The sequence below is a fragment of the Pradoshia sp. Z3_51 genome (genome assembly GCF_058215915.1).
Genome location: NZ_JBZAJC010000011.1, coordinates 17324 through 37173, shown reverse-complemented (window position 1 = coordinate 37173; position 19850 = coordinate 17324). Strand labels below are relative to the sequence as shown.

Below are 19850 nucleotides of genomic sequence, written 5' to 3'. Positions count from 1 at the left end.
GGAAATATCTAGATAAAATATAATATGGTATTTCAAAGGGGATTGGTGGAGTGTTTAAAACAGAAAACAAATTACATATTTCATCTGAAATAGGCCAACTTAAAAAAGTACTATTACATAGGCCGGGTAAAGAAATTGAGCATGTAATTCCTTCAAATATGGAGAGATTGCTATTTGATGATATTCCCTTCCTTCCCAGGATGCAATTGGAGCATGATCAATTTGCAACTGAGCTGGAAAAACGAAATGTTGAGGTCATCTATTTGGAAAGTTTGGTTAAAGAGTCATTTACTTCTCCAGAAATCAAGTTGCAGTTAATAGATACTTTTTTACGCGAAAGTAAACATCATCTTGTTGGAAGCTATGAAATGGTTAAAGAATACCTTGAATCCTTAACAGATACAGAGTTAGTCAGAAAATTAATGGAGGGTGTATTAAAAAAAGAACTGGATGATCGTAAAAAAGTTCATCTGGATGATTTTCTATCAACCTATTATCCTTTTTATATTGATCCCCTTCCAAATCTGTACTTTACAAGAGACCCTGCAGCAATCATAGGGGATGGAATGACCATTCATAAAATGTCTACAGCGGCCAGGAAAAGGGAATCTCTATTTTGGGAATTTATTATGAAACATCATCCTGATTATCAAAAACAGGATTATAAACACTGGTCCGATCGTTCCGAGCCTTTTGCAATTGAAGGAGGGGACATTCTAGTATTAAGTGATGAGGTTGTGGCCATTGGTGTAAGTGAGCGCACATCAGCACGGGCAATTGAAAGGATGGCCTTTAATCTGCTTAGTAGTTCTATGACCTATAAAAAAGTACTGGCTGTTGAGATTCCAAAAAAACGTGCATTTATGCATTTAGATACAGTGTTTACTATGGTTGATTATGATAAGTTCACTATTCATCCGGAAATAGAAGGGACAAATGGGCAGATGAATATCTTCATTTTGGAGCTGGTAAATGAGTCTGGTATCCAAATATCAAGAAGATATAATTTAGTAGATACCTTGAAGGAAGTATTGAACTTATCGGAACTGGCCTTAATTCCATGTGGTGGGGGAGATGATATCGTTTCACCGAGAGAACAATGGAATGATGGATCCAATACACTGGCAATAGCGCCGGGAGTTGTAATTACGTATGATCGCAATCAAGTAACAAATAAGCTACTTCAAGATTTTGGAGTGGAAGTTATCGAAATCCCAAGTTCAGAGCTGTCACGTGGCAGGGGAGGTCCTCGTTGTATGAGTATGCCCCTTTTACGAACCTAACAAAAAAACAGATGTAACGGTTAAAACCGTTACATCTGTTTTTTATTATCCAGTTTCTTAGTTGAGGCTTTCTTCGGCTGTCAGATTCATAGCATCTTTAATCGCCTTATAAGTGTATCCAAGATCTGTGGCTACCGCTTCATAGGTAACATAACCGTTAAGCGTGTTAACCCCCTTAGCTAAGCCAGCATTATCCGTAATAGCTTGGATTGCTCCTTTATTTGCAATCTCAAGGGCATATGGAATAGTTACATTTGTTAAAGCTATCGTAGAGGTTCTTGGTACTGCACCTGGTATATTGGCTACGGCATAATGAATCACGCCATGTTTTGTATATGTTGGACAATCATGTGTGGTAATATGGTCGACTGTTTCAAAAATGCCGCCTTGATCGATTGCCACGTCTATAATCACTGAACCAGGAGTCATAGCTTGTACCATTGAATCTGTCACAAGCTTTGGCGCCTTAGCACCTGGTATAAGAACAGCACCAATTACCAAATCAGATTCAGCAACAGCATCAGCAATATTAAATGGATTAGAGATAATGGTAGTCACTTGGTTGCCGAAAATATCATCAAGCTCCCTTAAACGATCAGGGCTTAAATCGATAATGGTAACTTCTGCTCCTAAGCCGATGGCAATTTTGGCAGCATTCGTACCAACTACACCACCGCCAATAATGGTTACTTTTCCTCTTTTAACCCCTGGAACACCGCCTAATAAGATTCCTTTTCCGCCCTCTGGCTTTTCTAAATATTGCGCACCGAGCTGAACAGCCATCCTGCCGGCTACCTCACTCATTGGAGTTAATAAAGGTAATGATTTTCCAGATGAAACTGTTTCATAAGCGATGGAAAAAACCTCAGAATCAACTAATGCTTTTGTTAATTCTGGACAAGCAGCTAAGTGAAGGTAAGTGAATAAAATCAAACCAGGACGAAAATAAGTGTATTCCTCAGGTAGTGGTTCTTTAACTTTCATAATCATGTCTGCTTTTGTCCAAACCTCTGCTGCTGTTGGGTATATTATAGCTCCTGCAGACTCATAATCTGAATCTGTAAAGCCACTGCCCATTCCAGCTGAGGATTCAATCATGACTTTATGTCCGGCAGATACCAAAGTCAAAACGCCTGCTGGAGTTATGGCAACACGATTTTCGTTGTTTTTAATTTCTTTTGGGATTCCTATCAGCATGTTTTATCCTCCAGTCTTATCTAATGTACAATTATTATAATCCGTATTTTATCTGAATAGTATGTTAAAAACAGAAAATTTAAAAATAACGTTTTGTGATAATTCACAAAACGTTCAAAAAATTTTTGGTTATGAACTTATATATATGATTAATATTTAGATAATTTCATTTCGATTAAGAGATGAGAGGTTATTTTATGATCCTTTAAATCATATTGGCTGATCTCTGTTATTCTTTTTAAACGGTAAGAAAGAGTATTAGGGTGTATATGCAGAGTGTTGGCAGTAAAAGCAGGATTAGAATTATTTGTTAAATAGATTTCTAACGTTTCATATAGCTGTGTTTGATGTTGTTCATCATATTTTTTTAGGATATTCAGACCGGTAGGGAGTTGTTTTGGTTGGCTGCTTCGTTTTTCACTGATTATATGGAGGTATTGATAAAGACCAAGTTCATCGTACCATTGAACATTAGTTAATTCAGCTGTATATCTTTTTTTTAAACTAATAACCTCAAGAGCTTCTAAATAGCTCTTACTGGTATCAATATAGTCAGAATATACATTTCCGCAGCCTTCCGAACAAATGGTAACGTTAAAACGTTCCTTCATATCAGCCTTAAAGGATCGAATAAAGAATGATATCAAATCCTTAGATTGATTCTTACTGGTATTCAGTAAAAGAATAAGTTTATTTTGATCTATCGTATGAAAGATAATAGATACTTTTTGTGTTGTACTGATTAAATAGACGATTTGTTTATCCAAGTCAATATCAATAGAGGATGTGAACTCAAATACAAGAATCGTATAATGTTTCGATAATGTAAATGGGAATTTAACCAAATCTGCGAGTATTTCCTTTTCAGTAGGATAATGTCCGGTTAAAAGTTTCCAAAAGAATTCCTGATAGTTGTCTTCCTGACTTTTTAAGCGCGACTGAAGAAGTAAGAGCTGATTTTTTGCTTCCTTTGCTGCAAATGCCAGTATGGATAGTTTTTCATCCGTGATGGCAGTATCCGATTCAAGAGCCCAAATAAACCCCAGAATCTCATCATTTTTACGTATTGAAACAGCAATTCTTTTACCAAGTCCCACATCATCAAGGGGGTCAACAATAATAGGCTGATCATTTTGAAGTAGGAAGGGAATTATTCCTTTTTTCCACAGAGCATTAATTACTTTTTCAGGTACACGTCTGCCCATAATGGTTAGAATACGGGCTTGATCGGTAACATTGGTATGAGCACTATATGCCAGCAATCGATGATTGGCATCCTCAATGGTGATTGGATAGTTGATTAAAGAACTGATTCGATCAGCAAATTCATGCAGGCTACCATATAATCCTTTAAAAAAATCCTTGGAATAGTACTGATTCTCCATTGAAAGACTCCTTACCGAAAATGGTTGTTGCTTCCATTATACAAGAAATATTCATATGATATGATGATTCAATACAAAACAAAAAAGAGATTGGAGGGGATTACGAACGTAATACTCTCCAATCTCTTTCTATATTAATAAATTTCTATTTAAAAAAAGAAATTTAAACTAAGATAAATCAAACCAGCTAATGCTGCCGAAATAGGCATCGTAATAACCCAGGTTATGACCATTTTCTTGGCTGTACTCCATTTAACACCTTTTACACGGTGGGAAGCACCTACACCCATAATAGATGATGAAATAACATGAGTGGTACTTACAGGAAGATGAATAAAGGTAGCTCCAAAGATAATAGCTGCAGAGGTTATGTCAGCTGCTACACCGTTAACAGGACGAATCTTCATAATGTTTCCGCCGACTGTTTTAATAATTCTCCAACCGCCTATAGACGTTCCAAGCCCCATTGCGGCAGCACAGGATATCTGTACCCATAAAGGAATGTCAGTAGATGACGTAAAGCCATTTGAGATTAAAGCAAGGGTGATAATCCCCATTGCCTTTTGGGCATCATTTGTTCCGTGAGAGTATGCCTGCAAAGCAGCAGTACCAATTTGAATGAAACGGAAATTCTTATTGGTCTTTGTTAAATTATTATTTTTAAAAATTACTTTAAAGATACTGTAAACAATATAACCAGCAACAAAGGCAATAACTGGCGAGAATAATAAAGCATAGATAATTTTTAGGAATCCGTCGAAGTGTATCGCACCAAATCCAGCTGCTGCAATTGCAGCCCCGGCAATAGAACCGATAATGGCATGTGATGAACTACTCGGAATACCGTAATACCAAGTGATTAAATTCCAGGCAATCGCTGAGATTAAAGCTGCCATAATAACAATTGAACCATTTTCCAGTGTAAATGGGTCAACAATATCCTTTGTGATTGTTTTTGCCACACCAGTAAAAGTCATGGCTCCGACAAAGTTCATAATGGCTGCCATTAAAATGGCATGTCTAGGTTTTAATGCTTTTGTTGACACAGCTGTTGCGATTGCATTGGCTGTGTCATGAAACCCATTGATGAAATCAAAGGATAAGGCCAATATTACAATCAATACTGTAATTAAAAGTAATGTATCCATAATTGTTTAAGAACCTTTCATCAAGCGTTTTTCATAACGATTGTTTCTAATGTATTCGCCACAGACTGACAATAATCCGCAATTTCTTCAAGGTTCTCGTAGATTTCTTTATACTGAATAATACGGATTGGGTCTTTTTCCACAAGGAAAAGATGTTTAACAGATTGACGATGCAGAGTATCACAATCAGATTCATGTTCTTTTATTTTAATTGCAATAGGACGAATGTCATTTAATTTTTTAGTCATTAGTAATTCTACAGCGCGGTCAATTTCATGAGCGGCATTGCGAATTTCATCGACAAATTTCAACATATATTCATTTGCATTGACAATAGAGTACATTTCAAAGAGCGCAGAACAATGCTCAAGACCATCGAGAACATCATCCATTGTCATGGCAAGCATCAATATATCTTCACGCTCAATCGGTGTGATAAAAGCATTATTAAGCTCTTTGATCACTTCATGTACATAATCATCTCCAGTTGTTTCATATTGCTTCATTGTGTCGGAGAAGATTTTTAAATCGCTGATATTTTTTAATTTATAATCTGCGAAGTAATCAGAGCTTTCTTTTAAATTCGACGAAATATTTAAAAGCATAACCGCAAATTTATCTTTCTTTGATTTGAATACCATAGTGACCTCCACTTTCGGAAAATAATAATAATAATTAAGATTAACAATGCAAAATTAATTCTAAACCTTTTATTTAGACATGAAAAGAAAAAACCTTTCTTTAGAGGTAATATTTACATAAAAGCGTATACAACTTATTTAATATTTACGTTATATTTACAAAGCTGTAATATTTAGAAATAGAATTTACAAAATAATAACATGCAGAATGATTTCAGTTCTGAATTACTTTCCGATTTAACTAACTCATTGTAGGGGGAAAAGGCTGGTATTATTGACAATTCAGTTGGAATAAAAGATAAGTTATATCACCTTGGACTTTAAGGAGATATGAGTGTATAGTACCCAAGTTAGGGACATTTAAGCTATTCAGATATGTAGTCTGTAAGCGTGGTCTGCGAAACAAGATATACATTGTAAGATTTAATTAAAAAAGAAAGCCCCCAATTCCTAAAGAATTGGGGGCTTTTAGCTTACTCTTCGCTCTTCGTTGATGTAGTTTCACCATCAGCAGCGTTAATATTATAGTTGTATTTTGATGGGTCTACAGGTTTGAAACCTTCTGGAGTATAGAATCTGAGTAAATCTCCGTAAATAATTTTATCGGACATAGCGAGCATGGTTGAGGCATATTCGCCCATTTGAGCATACTCTTCAGTTTCTTCAATAAGTGTTCCAGTGGAATCATAGTACTTGCCATCAATATATTTTACATTCGGACTCATAAAGTTACCATTTCTAAAAGGTACTATTTCAGTATGGTCTTCTGATAGTAAATCAGTTCCAAGTTGAATGTAATTCTTTGAATCAACGCCTAGTAAGTGTAAAAGTGTAGGAAGTAAATCGATCTGCCCACCATACTGATGTTGGACGCCGCCTTCCATACCAGGAACTCGAATAATTAATGGTACTTCTTGAAGTTCGGCTGAGTCATACTTAGTAATTTCCTCTTTATTGAGTACTTGTGCCATCGCTTCATTATGGTTATCAGATATACCATAGTGATCGCCATAAAATACAAGGACAGAACGATCATAAAGACCTGTTTCTTTTAAATAATTCACGAATTCTTCCACTGATTCATCCAAATAACGAGCCGTTTGGAAATAACGGTCTACAGATCCATCACCTGTAGTTGCTGCTTCAATAGTAGCATCCTCTTCAGAAATTGGATAAGGGAAGTGGTGAGATACTGTTATGAACTTTGTATAGAACGGTTCTGGTAAGGATTCAAGTAAAGGCTTAGACTGCTCGAAGAACGGTTTGTCTTTTAAGCCATAGTTTAATACATCTTCATCCTTCATGTCATAATAGCTGGCGTCAAAGAAGTTTTGAACACCCCAATGTTTATAAACTTCATCACGGTTCCAGAATGATTTATAGTTACCGTGGAATACAGCAGAGGAATACCCTTTTTCTTGTTCAAGGATAGAAGCAGCTGACTGATACGTATTATTACCATTTGTAGTCATTGCTGAACCTTGAGATAGGCCAAACAAGGAGTTTTCTAGCAGCATCTCTGAGTCAGATGTTTTTCCTTGCCCTGTTTGGTGATAAAAATTATCAAAGTAAAGTGTATTCTTATCTTTTGTAAGCGAGTTGATAAAAGGTGTTACTTCTTCTCCATGCAGCTTGTAATCAATCAGGAAGTTTTGGAAGGATTCTAAATGAATATAAATCACATTCATTCCTTCAGCCGCTCCAAAGTACTTTTTATTTGGTTCTGCATAGTTTGCCTGTACAAAGTTTTGAACCTCTGTTAGGTCACTGGAATCAGCTGACGCTTTTTGGGCATTCACCTTCATCGTTTTTAATCCATCATAAATTGTGTAATTGTAGGTTCCCAGATATTTGACCAAGTAGTTACGGTCGAATGTTCTAGTTAATAACTGAGGACGGTCAATCTCGGCTAATACAACATTTAATACAAGCATTCCTACACCAAATGCGAAAACTGCCCCTGTTTTACGGAATTTCAAGCGGCCTTCACTTGGTTGGAATTTCTTATAAACGATGAATAAAATAAGAATGATTGTATCAAGGAAATACAGTGGATCATAAATGCGTAAAAGCTCCATTACACTTCCGAGCAATCCACCGCCATCGCCCACATTGAGATTTTCTGTCTGCTTTAATGTTTGCCATGTAATAAAGTCGTTAAAGAATCGATAATAAACGATATTGGCATACTGTACAAAGGATAGAATAATGTTTATAAAAACTAACCATTTAAATGCACGTTTGCCCTTTGCTAATAAAGCAAGACTGAAGAAAATAACGGCTGAACTGATTGGATTAATGAAAAGTAAAAATTCTTGCATCGTATTCGTGATACCAAGATCAAATTCTACTATATAACTTGTATAGATTTTAATCCAAAAGAGAACAACAGCGACTATAAGGAAACCAACAGGTCCACTTAAGCTCTTCTTCGCTTTGCTCGTAAATGCACTCATTGTTTCACCTCAATATTTGATTTTAGATTTATTAGTAGTTTCAAATTTTTATGCTTATTTTTTGTCTGACTCCAAAAGGGATAACAATATTGAATTATAAACTGAATCTGGAAAAAGTCAAATGGAATCCTTTCGACAAAATACCAATGAATCCCTGATATATAAGGATTTTATATTTTGATTCAGGCTAAGTTTTTATATGGTTTTATTGACAATTCGAGGTGAGCTTAATCAACTGTTTCTAGTCAGAGGTGTGTCTATATAAAAATGGAAAAGTATTCTATGATTTAGATATTTTCAAATGGCGGGTTAATAGCCAGTTCTGTATTGTATGCTCTAGGTCTGGAACGAGAACAAGCTATGCAAAACAAATTTATATAGACATTTTCTTTTAAAGATTGGAGTCATAAATAATTTGCAAAGTGGATTCTTTCATCTAAAGGTAATTACTCGGATTACTTAAATACAAAAGAAGTTTACATCCATTATATATCGAAAATATTATCAAAACCATTTGTATGATCCTCTTATCTATATAGTAAGGTTAACCATACTAAACCAAAAATATTATTACAGCAGATTTATCTATCTAAATTAAAAATTAAATCTCTATTGGAAGATAAACCCTATAATGATCCATTATATAGTATAAAAATCTTTATAAACAGATTCTTTGGACTTGTTTTCCTATCTTGTTAGCGGATTTAACTATGCTCATAATCAGACCCAATACAAGATTTAAACCGTTTAATCAACTTTTCTATAGTATTTGTTAGTTATTGATTAGTACTCAATAAAAAAGCAAGAATTATTATTACCCTTAGTAACGAACGTTTAATCGTCTAAATTAAATTTAATATAAATAATGGACATAGATGTTTATTATAAAAATGAACGGGAATGTATAGAGTATTAACGGCGCCGTTGAATAAAACAAAACAGTCCATAATTGGTCTGAACAAGAAATTATTTGTGAGTAACCACAGATCTTGTTAAGTAAACATCTGAATAAACTTTTTTACAATCAGATTAGGGATAAACTTGAGTCTGTTGGCTACTCTATATATTGAAATATGTTTTGAAGTTATAACGCAATTATCCCTAATCAGGTAACTGACATAGTCAGGCCAATTGAACAAATAAAAGGAGGAAAATAACATGAGTTTTATTATATCATTAATCGTAGGTGGAATTTTAGGTTGGGTTGCAAGTTTAATCGTAGGTAAAGATGTACCAGGTGGTATTATCGGTAACATTATTGCAGGTATTATTGGTTCTTGGTTAGGTACAGCTATTTTTGGAGATATGGGACCAACAGTTGCAGGATATGCAATTATACCGGCATTAATCGGTGCGATTATTTTAATCTTTATCGTAAGCATGATTATGAAAGCTGTAAGAAAAACAGCCTAACTATCAATTGAAAATCTTACTATAGCTTAAAAAGTAAAAGACAAATCCTTTCTGCCATAGGTAGTAAAGGATTTGTCTTTTTTTGCATTATTATTTCGAAGGAAATCTTCTATATAAATGGAATTTCGCTTTCGACCGATAATTCTTCTCCTGTAAGCGGCTGTATAAACTCTAATTTGTATGCATGAAGGGCCTGTCTATTGAGAGAGGCACTTTTTGTTCCTCCATATAAGGTATCACCAATAAGCGGATGGCCAATAGAGCTCATATGGACTCGTATTTGATGAGTACGGCCAGTTTCCAATTTACAGGCTACAAGAGATTGATTTTTAGATTTAAATCTTTGTAAAACTTTATATTTTGTTACTGCATGTTTACCGGGAGTGGATACTCGCATTCTCCCTGATGTATGCCGGTCTCTGGCAATCGGAGCATTTATGGTACCTTGCTCTTTTTTTACGATTCCCTGAACTAGGGCTGCATAAGTTCTTTTTATTTTCCCTTGACTCAAAGCCTGATCCAGTATCGCTCCTGCATAAGCATGCTTAGCAAAGAGAATGGCACCCGAAGTATCCTTATCTAAGCGATGGATATGGCGAGGCTTAATTTTATTATTATCAATATATGCGGTGACAGCATTTATTAAGGAATGGTTATCATTTTCTGAGATTGGATGTGTATTAAGAAATGGTGGTTTGTTCACGACCATAATATCATCATCCTCATAAAGGATATCTAATTTCATTTTTAATGGTACTAACACATTTAAATCTTCTGCATAAATGGGTATATACATAATAGAAGAAGATTCTATTTTAGTTGACCAGGAAATCACCTCACTATTTAATAAAACGATTTTTTCCATTCGCCATTGATGTAACATTTTCTTTGGTATATGCAGGTGATCTCTTAAAATGATTTCCACTGATTTTCCTATCCAGTCAGGAGGGCAGGTAATTAGAGCATATGGACCTGATTTAATTACGTTTAACATGTAAATACCTCGTTTTTAGTAAAGTTAATTAGTATTATCAATACAATATCATGTGCTATCCTATAAATGCCAACAGAGGAAGATTGCAGAAAGTGAGGGTGATCAATATGAAAATTGTAGAAGGCTCTCTTCATTTACAGGATATAGAAATAGATAAGACTGTAGAGAAATTTTATGTCGAACTGTTCCCAATGTACTTTACTAAAGAACAAATTGATTTGTTCACTTTAAATGAAGTACTGTATGTACCAAGTTCAAATTCTCATATCGGTACGTTAAAAGGTGCCTTTCAAGCATTATCCTGTATGCAAACCTTGATGATCATTCTAGAAAATCGAAGTGAAGATTCCAAGGCTGTTGAATTATTTAATCACAATGCACGACTCTTAAATGGACTTGGTATCTTTTTTCCTTTTGAGCATAAACACTTTTTTAGTGAGGATAGACAGATTGAGCTTCCATTGTACCAAACAAAAGCAGCCAACACCTATTTAATTTAAAGAAACACGCCGAGCAGTGCGCCCGGCGTGTTTTTTATAAATTGTCAAACCACTGTTTAAATTCTTCAGCGGAATGTTCTCCCGAAATACGGCTTGTTTCTTTACCATTTTTATAATGGATAAGAGTCGGTGTTCCTGATCCTTCGATTTCGTCCCAGCCTTGCTCAAACTCCAGCACATTATATTGATAAATATGCTCGTCCATTTCTTCTGCTACGGGCATTAGAATTGGAGTGGTTTTTACACAATGTGGACATTCAGGACTGAAATAATAAACAGTCATTGCTTCTTCTTTTTCAAGCTTTTCATCTAATTCATCCGGTGTAATGATGTTTTGATAAAGTGGATCATCCAACTGATCAACAGTGGCAGGTCTTAAATTTTCTTTTCCATATGGATTATTACCTGACGTTTTTTCTGTTTGCTGTTTATTAGATAAATACGCTATTGCGGCAAAAATTAAAACAACCGCTGCGACGAAAATAATGACTTTCTTCATTTTGTTTCCCCCTTTGTCACTTTAAATATATACAAGCTGCATACAAATATGATGATAAAAGCAATTAATGCAAGCATTGGTATAGTTATGAAGCCAAGCCAGTTAATATAGTCGCCTGTACACGGAATTCGGCCGCATGTAACAGCACGATCCGTAAAAAACGGTACCTTCTGAATAAGCACGTGATAGGTTGAAATGCACGCTCCGATGGCAGATAAAATCATTGTATAAAAAGCAATATGATAATCTTTTTTCCAGATTGCCAGCACAAGGATTACAGTAAAAGGATACATCACAATTCGCTGATACCAACATAAAACACATGGCTCATAGCCTTTTATTTCTGAAAAATACAGACTGCCGGCCATCGCTATAAAGGCTGCAGCAAATGCCAGAAAAAGGGCGTTGTCACGATTTATAATTTTCTTTTGCATGAAAATTCCCCCTTTTCATTTTATTTCCTACATTAAAATTATAGTATGTTATCATAATATTGTAAAAAGAAATCGCTTACCAATACATAATTGGAGTATATTGGCTTTAAGGCTCATAGCAGAGCAGTAGGGATTAGATTTTTAGTATTCATACCAATGTACACATCGTTAGGAAGGTGCTGAATAATGAAGAAACAGTGGTGGAAAGAAGCAGTTGTTTATCAAATTTACCCACGAAGCTTTATGGATTCCAATGGAGATGGAGTGGGTGATATTCAGGGAATCGTCTCACGCCTGGACTATTTAAAAGAGCTTGGTATAGATGTAGTCTGGCTTTCTCCGGTATATAAGTCACCAAATGATGATAACGGTTACGATATTAGTGATTATCGCGATATTATGAATGAGTTTGGAACCATGCAGGATTGGGAAATGATGCTTGAGGAAATGCATAAAAGAGGCATAAGGCTTGTGATGGACCTTGTCGTCAATCATTCATCTGATGAACATGCATGGTTTATGGAGTCGGAAAAATCTAAAGACAATCCCTATAGAGATTATTACATATGGCGTCCAGGTAAAGATGGAAAAGAGCCGAATAACTGGGAATCCTTTTTTAGTGGATCAGCTTGGCAATATAATGAAGAAACTGATGATTATTACTTACATTTATTCTCTAAAAAACAGCCGGATCTTAACTGGGAAAATGAAAAGGTTCGTAAAGAAGTATATGATCTCATGAAGTTTTGGCTTGATAAAGGGGTAGATGGATTCCGAATGGATGTAATCAATCTAATTTCCAAGGACCCTTCTCTTCCTGATGGTCCGGTTGTGGAAGGCAAAGATTATGCATCTGGTGCGGATTATTATATGAACGGCCCTAAAATACATGAGTATTTACAGGAAATGAATAAAGAGATGCTTTCGCATTACGATGTCATGTCTGTTGGAGAAACCCCTGGTGTAACACCAAATGAAGGTATTTTATATACGGGTGAAGATCGTCATGAGTTAGATATGATTTTTCAATTTGAACATATGGACGTAGATTCCGGTCCATCAGGAAAATGGGACGTTAAGCCCCTGGACTTGGTGAAATTAAAAAAAATCTTATCAAAATGGCAAACAGAACTCCATGGAAAAGGGTGGAATAGCCTTTATTGGAATAATCATGACCAGCCAAGAATCGTTTCCCGTTTTGGAGATGATGGCACATATCGTATAGAATCTGCCAAAATGTTGGGTACATGTTTGCATTTCCTGCAGGGTACTCCTTATATATATCAAGGTGAGGAAATCGGAATGACAAATGTACAATTTCCTGATATTGAGTATTACCGGGATATCGAGAGTATAAATATGTACAATGAAAAAATAGAAAAAGGCATGGAGCCAGAGCAGATCATGAAGGGTATTTTTGCAAAAGGCCGTGACAATGCACGTACCCCAATGCAGTGGGATAACTCTGAGCAAGCTGGTTTTTCAACCGGGAAACCGTGGATTAACGTAAATCCAAACTATGTGGATATAAACGCTAAGAATGCATTAAAGGATTCCGATTCGATTTTCTACTATTATAAGAAGCTAATCGCCCTGCGTAAGGAAATGCGGATTATAGTAGAAGGAAGTTTTGAATTGATTGAAGCAGAACACGAATATGTCTTTGCCTATATGAGACATCTTGATAATCAAACATTGCTTGTGTTAACCAACTTTACAGGTGGGGAACAATCAGTAGCTTGGCCGGATAGTGTAAAAGATTATCCAGGACAAAAGGTAATAAGTAATTACCCTGATCGTAGTACTAAGCAAGAAGCTGCTGCTGAGACAATTTTGAGACCATGGGAAGCTATTGTTTATTTAATAGAAAGATAAAGCACTAATGAGCTGTTAGAGATAAAGCCAACAGCTTTTCTTTATGTGACGGCAGCTGTATCGAGTTTTCTTTCCATTTGGTCTTGGCTATTGTTTAAAAAAACAGATAAATGGGAAAAAACAGAGGATAGAGAGAATGGGTATGAAAAAGGAGTGTCGTGTCCGTGACAGAGGAATTGGATTTAACTAAATATGAACATAAAATGGAAATTAGGCGAATGGAGATCCGCGATATAGATGATATTATGGAGCTTCAAAAGCTTTGTTTTCCCGGGATGGATCCGTGGAAACGCGAGCATTTGGAAAGCCATTTATCCATTTTTCCGGAAGGACAATTTGTAGCAGAATTAAATGATGAAGTGATTGGTTCATGCTCTAGTTTAATCATTAATTTTGATGAATATGATGATCGTCATACTTGGTCTGAAATAACAGATGACGGATATATCACCAACCATAATCCTGATGGTTTAAATCTTTATGGTATAGAAGTTATGGTCCATCCTAAGTATAGAAAAATGAAGGTTGGGCATCGTTTGTATGAGGAACGTAAGGAATTAGCCCGTAAATTAAATCTAAAAAGTATTATTATCGGTGGAAGGATTCCAAACTACCATAAATATGCAGATCAAATGACTGCACGTGAATATGTGGAAGAAGTACGCTTACATAAAATATATGATCCGGTCTTATCCTTCCAATTTCTGAATGAATTTACGCTCACACGTATTAATCAAAACTATTTGGAGGATGACCGAGCATCAGGAAAATATGCAACACTGATGGAATGGAATAATGTAGATTATCGTCCTAAATCTAAACGGTATTATAAAACCGCATATCCTGTAAGAATATGTGTTGTGCAATATATGATGAGAAAGATCAACTCATTCGAGGATTTCGCGAATCAAGTTGAATACTTTGTTGATGTGGCAGCGGATGCAGATTCTGATTTTGTGGTATTTCCAGAAATTTTAACCTCTCAATTGATGTCCTTTTTAGATGAAAAGGTTCCAAGTAAGGCAGTGCGAAAAGTGACAGATTTTACAGAGCAATATATTGAGTTGTTTACAAACTTGGCGGTCCGCTATAATGTAAATATTATTGGCGGTTCCCATTTTGTGAAAGAAGAGGATGATAATATTTATAATATTGCTTATCTCTTTAGGAGAGATGGAACAATCGAGAAGCAATATAAACTCCATATTACACCGAATGAGAAAAAGTGGTGGGGGATTAATGAAGGTGATGAGGTAAATGTATTCGATACAGATTGCGGAAAAATCTCCATGCTGATTTGCTACGATATAGAGTTTCCTGAATTATCCAGGATCGCAACAGATAAAGGAGCAAATATTATTTTCACTCCATTCTGTACAGAAGATCGACAGGGATATTTAAGGGTTAGATACTGTGCTCAGGCACGTGCAGTCGAAAATCAGGTATACACCGTCATATCTGGAACAGTAGGCAATTTGCCGCAAACAGAAAATATGGACATTCAATATGCGCAATCGGCGATCTTTACCCCCTCTGATTTTGAATATCCGCGTGATGGCATTGTGGGAGAAACGAATGCTAATATAGAAATGGTGCTGATTGGAGATGTCGACCTTGAAATTTTGCGACGTCAAAGATTATCCGGGACCGTACGCCAACTAAAGGATCGGAGAAGGGATTTATATGAACTTCATTACAAAAAGTATTGATTGGTAAATATTTCTCTAAATGAAAATATTCAAGAAATATTAAATATTTAGTAAAATAAAGAAGATCTTATTTAGTTAGCAATTTATTTAGGAGGAATAAAATAAATGGATTGGAAAACAACTTTTAATAAATGGAATGATCACTTAACGCTTGAACCAGAGCTTCATGAGAAACTGACTTCTCTTGTGGATGATGAAGTTGCGTTAGAAGATTGTTTCTATAAGAATTTAGAATTCGGTACAGGCGGTATGCGTGGAGAAATTGGTGTAGGAACAAACCGCATGAATGTTTATACAATCCGTAAAGCAACACAAGGCTTTGCATCCTATATTGAGAAATTAGGAGAAGAAGCAAAACAGCGTGGAGTTGTTATTGCTTATGATTCCAGACATAAATCACCTGAGTTTGCGATGGAAGCAGCAAAAACACTGGCAACCAACGGAATTCAAGCTTATGTATTTGATAGCCTTCGTCCAACTCCGGAGCTTTCTTTTGCAGTTCGATACTTACGTGCAATCGGTGGTATTGTAATTACAGCAAGCCATAATCCTCCAGAATATAATGGATATAAAGTGTATAACGAAGATGGTGGACAACTGCCTCCTGCTGATGCAGATGTTCTGATTGAGATGGTTAATGCTATTGAAAATGAACTTGAAATTAAAGTGGAAGAAGAGTCTGTCTTACGTGATAAAGGATTAATTAAAATCATCGGTAAAGAAGTGGACGATGCATACAATGAAAAAGTCCTTACTATTTCTGAACAGCCTAATTTAGCAAAAGAAGTAGATGTAAAAGTCGTTTTCACGCCGCTTCATGGTACAGCTAATCTTTCTGTTCGCCGAGCATTGAAGGATTTAGGTTATGAACATGTAGAAGTTGTAAAAGAACAAGAATTACCTGATCCTGAATTCTCAACTGTAAAATCTCCTAACCCAGAAGAGCATGCTGCATTTGAATTGGCAATCGCTAAAGGCAAAGAGATCGGTGCGGATATTTTAATTGGTACAGATCCAGATGCTGACCGTGTTGGTATTGCTGTTAAGAATGCAGAGGGAGAATATACGGTTTTAACAGGTAACCAAACAGGTGCGTTATTCTTAGACTATATTCTGTCTCAGAAGAAGGAAAAAGGAACAATGCCTGAAAATGGAATAATGTTCAAAACAATCGTAACATCAGAATTTGGACGTTCCATTGCCTCCAGTTATGGAGTAGAAACAGAAGATGTTCTGACTGGGTTTAAATTTATCGGGGAAAAAATCAAGCAGTATGAAGAGTCTGGAGAGTATTCTTTCCTATTTGGATATGAAGAAAGCTATGGTTCATTAATTAAAGATTTTGCCCGTGATAAAGATGCGGTTCAAGCTGCAGTAATGGCGGTAGAAATTTGTGCCCATTACAAACGCCTTGGAAAAACCTTATATCAGGCATTAGAGGATTTATATGAGAAGCATGGTTATTACTTAGAAGGAATGCGTTCCCTGACTTTAAAAGGAAAAGAAGGAGCTGCTCAAATCCAGCAAATTCTTGCTACATTCCGTAAGGAGCCGCTAGCCTCTCTTGCAGGTGTAAAAGTAGTGGCTGTTGAAGATTATAAAGAAAGCACACGAATGGATTTACTTACGAATGAAGAGGAAGCAATTCATTTACCAAAATCCAATGTTCTTAAATATTTCTTTGAAGATGAGTCTTGGGTTTGTTTAAGACCATCCGGAACTGAGCCTAAAATTAAGTTCTACTTTGCCGTTAAGGATAGCCAAAAACAAGCAAGTGAACAAAAGCTTCAGTCCTTCATGAATGAAATGATGCAAAAAGTATCAGAAATATAAAATACAAAACAGAGAGCTGACTAAAAGTCAGCTCTCTGTTTGTTTACACCCTTGGTTTCGCTGTTTGCATTTAGCCGTATATTTTTCCCACCACAGAAAAAAATAAAGATATTAAAAAGTCTGCATCGCCCATCCTTCTTCCTGATCATAAGGCAGGAATGTTGCATGGTCTATATATTGAAGAAGGGCATTTAGGGTCTTTTCAACGGACGCATTATCCTTAGAGAAATGATAGGCGTGCAGAAAATGTTCAATTTTTTTGGACAAAAAGTGGTCTTTTGTCCTTACCATCAGAAGTAGGAGGTTATCCCATTCTGAACGATGCGTGTAGTACAAAGCACGATCATAATCAACCTTATCCATTTGCTTCACTCTCCTTCTAGTGAGGAGTTAAAATTAGTTTGTTCAAAGTCATCATTTTATCACCCTGTAAAAGTTGGTCAGTTTGTAAATAGTAAAAATGAAACTTTCCATGGCTTAATTGTTAGAGGAACGGTTATCCTAATATCCGTATTTGACGTTTCTATTCTATATTTAATGTACTCAGTGACGAGTATGTGTAAGATATGGGCTAGATTTTAGGGGAGACTATTACATAAAGGCAGTTAAGGAAGTAAGTAAATATAAATCAAGGGCAGGTCGAATAATTATTCTGTTTCTAACCCATTTTTCAGGTTGTTTTTAGACTCATTTGAGGACTTTTATACATGATTTTCCTATCCCTTCATATTAATGAGGTAAGAGAATGAGGGGGTGAATGGGTGAGAGCAGACGAGCAAAAAGACTTGGAGTATGCCATTGATGAAATAACGGAAATCGCTGTTGGATTTGGGCTCGATTTTTACCCAATGAGATATGAGATCTGCCCAAGCGAAATAATATATACTTTTGGAGCATATGGAATGCCAACTCGATATTCTCATTGGAGTTTCGGAAAACAATTTCACAAGATGAAGCTTCAGTATGACGTTGGATTAAGCAAAATTTACGAGCTGGTTATTAATTCTGATCCTTGCTATGCTTTTTTATTAGATTCCAATTCCTTGATTCAAAACAAATTAATTGTGGCTCATGTACTGGCACATTGTGATTTCTTTAAGAATAATGTTCGTTTTAAAAATACGAAGCGAGATATGGTGGAAAGTATGTCTGCCACTGCGGAAAGAGTTAGGCAATACGAGATTGAGCATGGGAAGCTGGAGGTTGAGAAGTTTCTTGATTCGGTCTTGGCGATTGAGGAACATATTGACCCATCGCTTGTTCGTCCACAATTGAATTGGTCCATGGATGAAGAGGAGATAGAGGATGATTCTCCGCAATTTACTACACCGTACGATGATTTATGGAACTTGGAAAGCAAGGAAAAGGGGCAAAAGAAAAAAACAAAGGTCAAGAAATTTCCCCCTCGTCCAGAAAAGGATATTCTTTTATTCATTGAACAGTATAGCCGTAACCTAGAGGATTGGCAGCGAGACATACTGACGATGATGCGTGAAGAGATGCTCTACTTTTGGCCGCAGCTTGAAACTAAAATCATGAACGAAGGCTGGGCGAGTTACTGGCACCAACGCATCCTACGTGAACTTGATTTAACCAGCGGTGAGTCAATCGAATTTGCAAAACTAAATGCAGGAGTGGTGCAGCCGTCAAGAACAGGCATTAATCCATATTACTTAGGCATCAAGATGTTTGAGGATATCGAAGAAAGATATAACAATCCAGACGAAGAGATGAGAAGGCGCGGGGTTAAACCAAATTCAGGTCGTGAAAAAATGTTTGAAGTGCGGGAAATCGAATCGGATATCTCCTTCCTCCGCAATTACCTCACAAAGGATTTGGTTATGCGTGAGGATATGTATCTATTCCAGAAAAAAGGACGCGACTATAAGATTGTCGATAAGCAATGGAAAGCGGTACGAGATCAGCTTGTCGGCATGCGGGTCAATGGAGGGTTCCCGTATATTACGGTGAATGACGGGGACTATTTAAAGAATGGGGAACTTTATCTGAAACATTGGTATGAAGATATTGAGCTGGATGTGAAATACCTGGAGAAGGTTTTGCCGCATATGCATTATTTATGGGGGCGTACGGTTCATATTGAAACGGTGTTGGAAGGTAAGGGGATTTTGTTTAGCTATGATGGGAAGAGTGTGAGTCGGAAGTATGTATAAGGAGGAAAGGAGAGCCGAATGGATTGGCTCTCCTTTTCTTGTTATGATAGCATTATTTCAAGTATCAAAAATGAATAAAAAATATAGAAGTTATCAAGATCTCTGGGTTCTATCATGAAGACTTATGATTTGCTTTCATAAGACTCAAGGGCGGTGTATCCGCTTTTTTTGTTCTTCCACAATGGGACAGTTAGTGGAAGAAGGAGTTTGAATAAAGATGTTTAATTTATCCTGTGCAGAGTGTGTTACATGAAAATTTTATTGACGTATTTTGATAATTTATTATAGCTTGATAGTATTCTAAATGTT

General features: G+C 36.1%; 16 protein-coding genes. 7 read left to right on the top strand and 9 right to left on the bottom strand.

The window, feature by feature from the left end:
• Nucleotides 1–50: 50 nt before the first annotated feature.
• Nucleotides 51–1283 (top strand): arginine deiminase, encoded by a 1233-nt coding sequence (gene arcA, locus AC4BHA_RS15880; protein ID WP_066102748.1) that lies wholly within the window; start codon nt 51–53, stop codon nt 1281–1283.
• Between the two features lie 57 nt (nt 1284–1340).
• Here the strand turns inward: arcA and ald are convergent, their stop codons facing one another.
• The 5 genes from ald to ltaS form a co-directional block, all read right to left on the bottom strand.
• Nucleotides 1341–2480, bottom strand: a complete 1140-nt coding sequence (gene ald, locus AC4BHA_RS15875; protein WP_066102745.1) for an alanine dehydrogenase — start codon at nt 2478–2480, stop codon at nt 1341–1343.
• A 149-nt stretch (nt 2481–2629) separates the two neighbouring features.
• Entirely contained in the window at nt 2630–3865 is a 1236-nt protein-coding gene (locus AC4BHA_RS15870) for a PucR family transcriptional regulator (protein WP_490558904.1), read from the bottom strand.
• A gap of 149 nt (nt 3866–4014) precedes the next feature.
• Nucleotides 4015–5013: an inorganic phosphate transporter gene (locus AC4BHA_RS15865; RefSeq protein ID WP_148631166.1), complete on the bottom strand. Its 999-nt coding sequence runs from the start codon at nt 5011–5013 to the stop codon at nt 4015–4017.
• A 20-nt stretch (nt 5014–5033) separates the two neighbouring features.
• A complete protein-coding gene (locus AC4BHA_RS15860; RefSeq protein ID WP_066102736.1) occupies nt 5034–5654 on the bottom strand; it encodes a DUF47 domain-containing protein in 621 nt (206 codons plus the stop codon).
• A 473-nt stretch (nt 5655–6127) separates the two neighbouring features.
• Nucleotides 6128–8110, bottom strand: coding sequence for a lipoteichoic acid synthase (ltaS, locus tag AC4BHA_RS15855; RefSeq protein ID WP_066102731.1), 1983 nt, complete (start codon nt 8108–8110; stop codon nt 6128–6130).
• A 1158-nt stretch (nt 8111–9268) separates the two neighbouring features.
• Between ltaS and AC4BHA_RS15850 the strand changes: the two genes are divergently transcribed.
• The gene (locus tag AC4BHA_RS15850) at nt 9269–9523 is read left to right on the top strand and encodes a GlsB/YeaQ/YmgE family stress response membrane protein (protein ID WP_066102728.1); all 255 of its coding nucleotides are present in this window, start codon (nt 9269–9271) and stop codon (nt 9521–9523) included.
• A 109-nt stretch (nt 9524–9632) separates the two neighbouring features.
• On the opposite strand, the gene AC4BHA_RS15845 is transcribed toward AC4BHA_RS15850, so the two are convergent.
• Nucleotides 9633–10517, bottom strand: coding sequence for an RluA family pseudouridine synthase (locus tag AC4BHA_RS15845; protein ID WP_490558903.1), 885 nt, complete (start codon nt 10515–10517; stop codon nt 9633–9635).
• A 107-nt stretch (nt 10518–10624) separates the two neighbouring features.
• Here AC4BHA_RS15845 and AC4BHA_RS15840 point away from each other — a divergent pair, with 107 nt between their 5' ends.
• Nucleotides 10625–11017: a DUF5365 family protein gene (locus AC4BHA_RS15840; protein WP_490558902.1), complete on the top strand. Its 393-nt coding sequence runs from the start codon at nt 10625–10627 to the stop codon at nt 11015–11017.
• A 34-nt stretch (nt 11018–11051) separates the two neighbouring features.
• Here AC4BHA_RS15840 and AC4BHA_RS15835 read toward each other — a convergent pair whose 3' ends face one another.
• Both AC4BHA_RS15835 and AC4BHA_RS15830 read right to left on the bottom strand, forming a co-directional pair.
• Nucleotides 11052–11516, bottom strand: a complete 465-nt coding sequence (locus AC4BHA_RS15835; protein ID WP_490558901.1) for a thioredoxin family protein — start codon at nt 11514–11516, stop codon at nt 11052–11054.
• Nucleotides 11513–11950, bottom strand: coding sequence for a disulfide oxidoreductase (locus AC4BHA_RS15830; RefSeq protein WP_066102716.1), 438 nt, complete (start codon nt 11948–11950; stop codon nt 11513–11515). The genes AC4BHA_RS15835 and AC4BHA_RS15830 overlap by 4 nt, the downstream gene beginning before the upstream one ends.
• 186 nt (nt 11951–12136) lie before the next feature.
• Between AC4BHA_RS15830 and AC4BHA_RS15825 the strand changes: the two genes are divergently transcribed.
• From AC4BHA_RS15825 to AC4BHA_RS15815, 3 genes are all read left to right on the top strand, one after another.
• Nucleotides 12137–13825, top strand: a complete 1689-nt coding sequence (locus AC4BHA_RS15825) for a glycoside hydrolase family 13 protein (RefSeq protein ID WP_140462316.1) — start codon at nt 12137–12139, stop codon at nt 13823–13825.
• 164 nt (nt 13826–13989) lie between these two features.
• Nucleotides 13990–15534, top strand: coding sequence for a bifunctional GNAT family N-acetyltransferase/carbon-nitrogen hydrolase family protein (locus AC4BHA_RS15820; RefSeq protein WP_140462317.1), 1545 nt, complete (start codon nt 13990–13992; stop codon nt 15532–15534).
• Between the two features lie 105 nt (nt 15535–15639).
• Nucleotides 15640–17367 carry a phospho-sugar mutase gene (locus AC4BHA_RS15815; RefSeq protein ID WP_066102708.1) on the top strand — a complete coding sequence of 576 codons (1728 nt, stop codon included), beginning with the start codon at nt 15640–15642 and terminating at the stop codon, nt 17365–17367.
• A 111-nt stretch (nt 17368–17478) separates the two neighbouring features.
• On the opposite strand, the gene AC4BHA_RS15810 is transcribed toward AC4BHA_RS15815, so the two are convergent.
• Nucleotides 17479–17730, bottom strand: coding sequence for a YhdB family protein (locus AC4BHA_RS15810; protein WP_066102706.1), 252 nt, complete (start codon nt 17728–17730; stop codon nt 17479–17481).
• Between the two features lie 398 nt (nt 17731–18128).
• Between AC4BHA_RS15810 and AC4BHA_RS15805 the strand changes: the two genes are divergently transcribed.
• Nucleotides 18129–19541 carry a SpoVR family protein gene (locus AC4BHA_RS15805; RefSeq protein ID WP_490558900.1) on the top strand — a complete coding sequence of 471 codons (1413 nt, stop codon included), beginning with the start codon at nt 18129–18131 and terminating at the stop codon, nt 19539–19541.
• Nucleotides 19542–19850 lie beyond the last annotated feature (309 nt).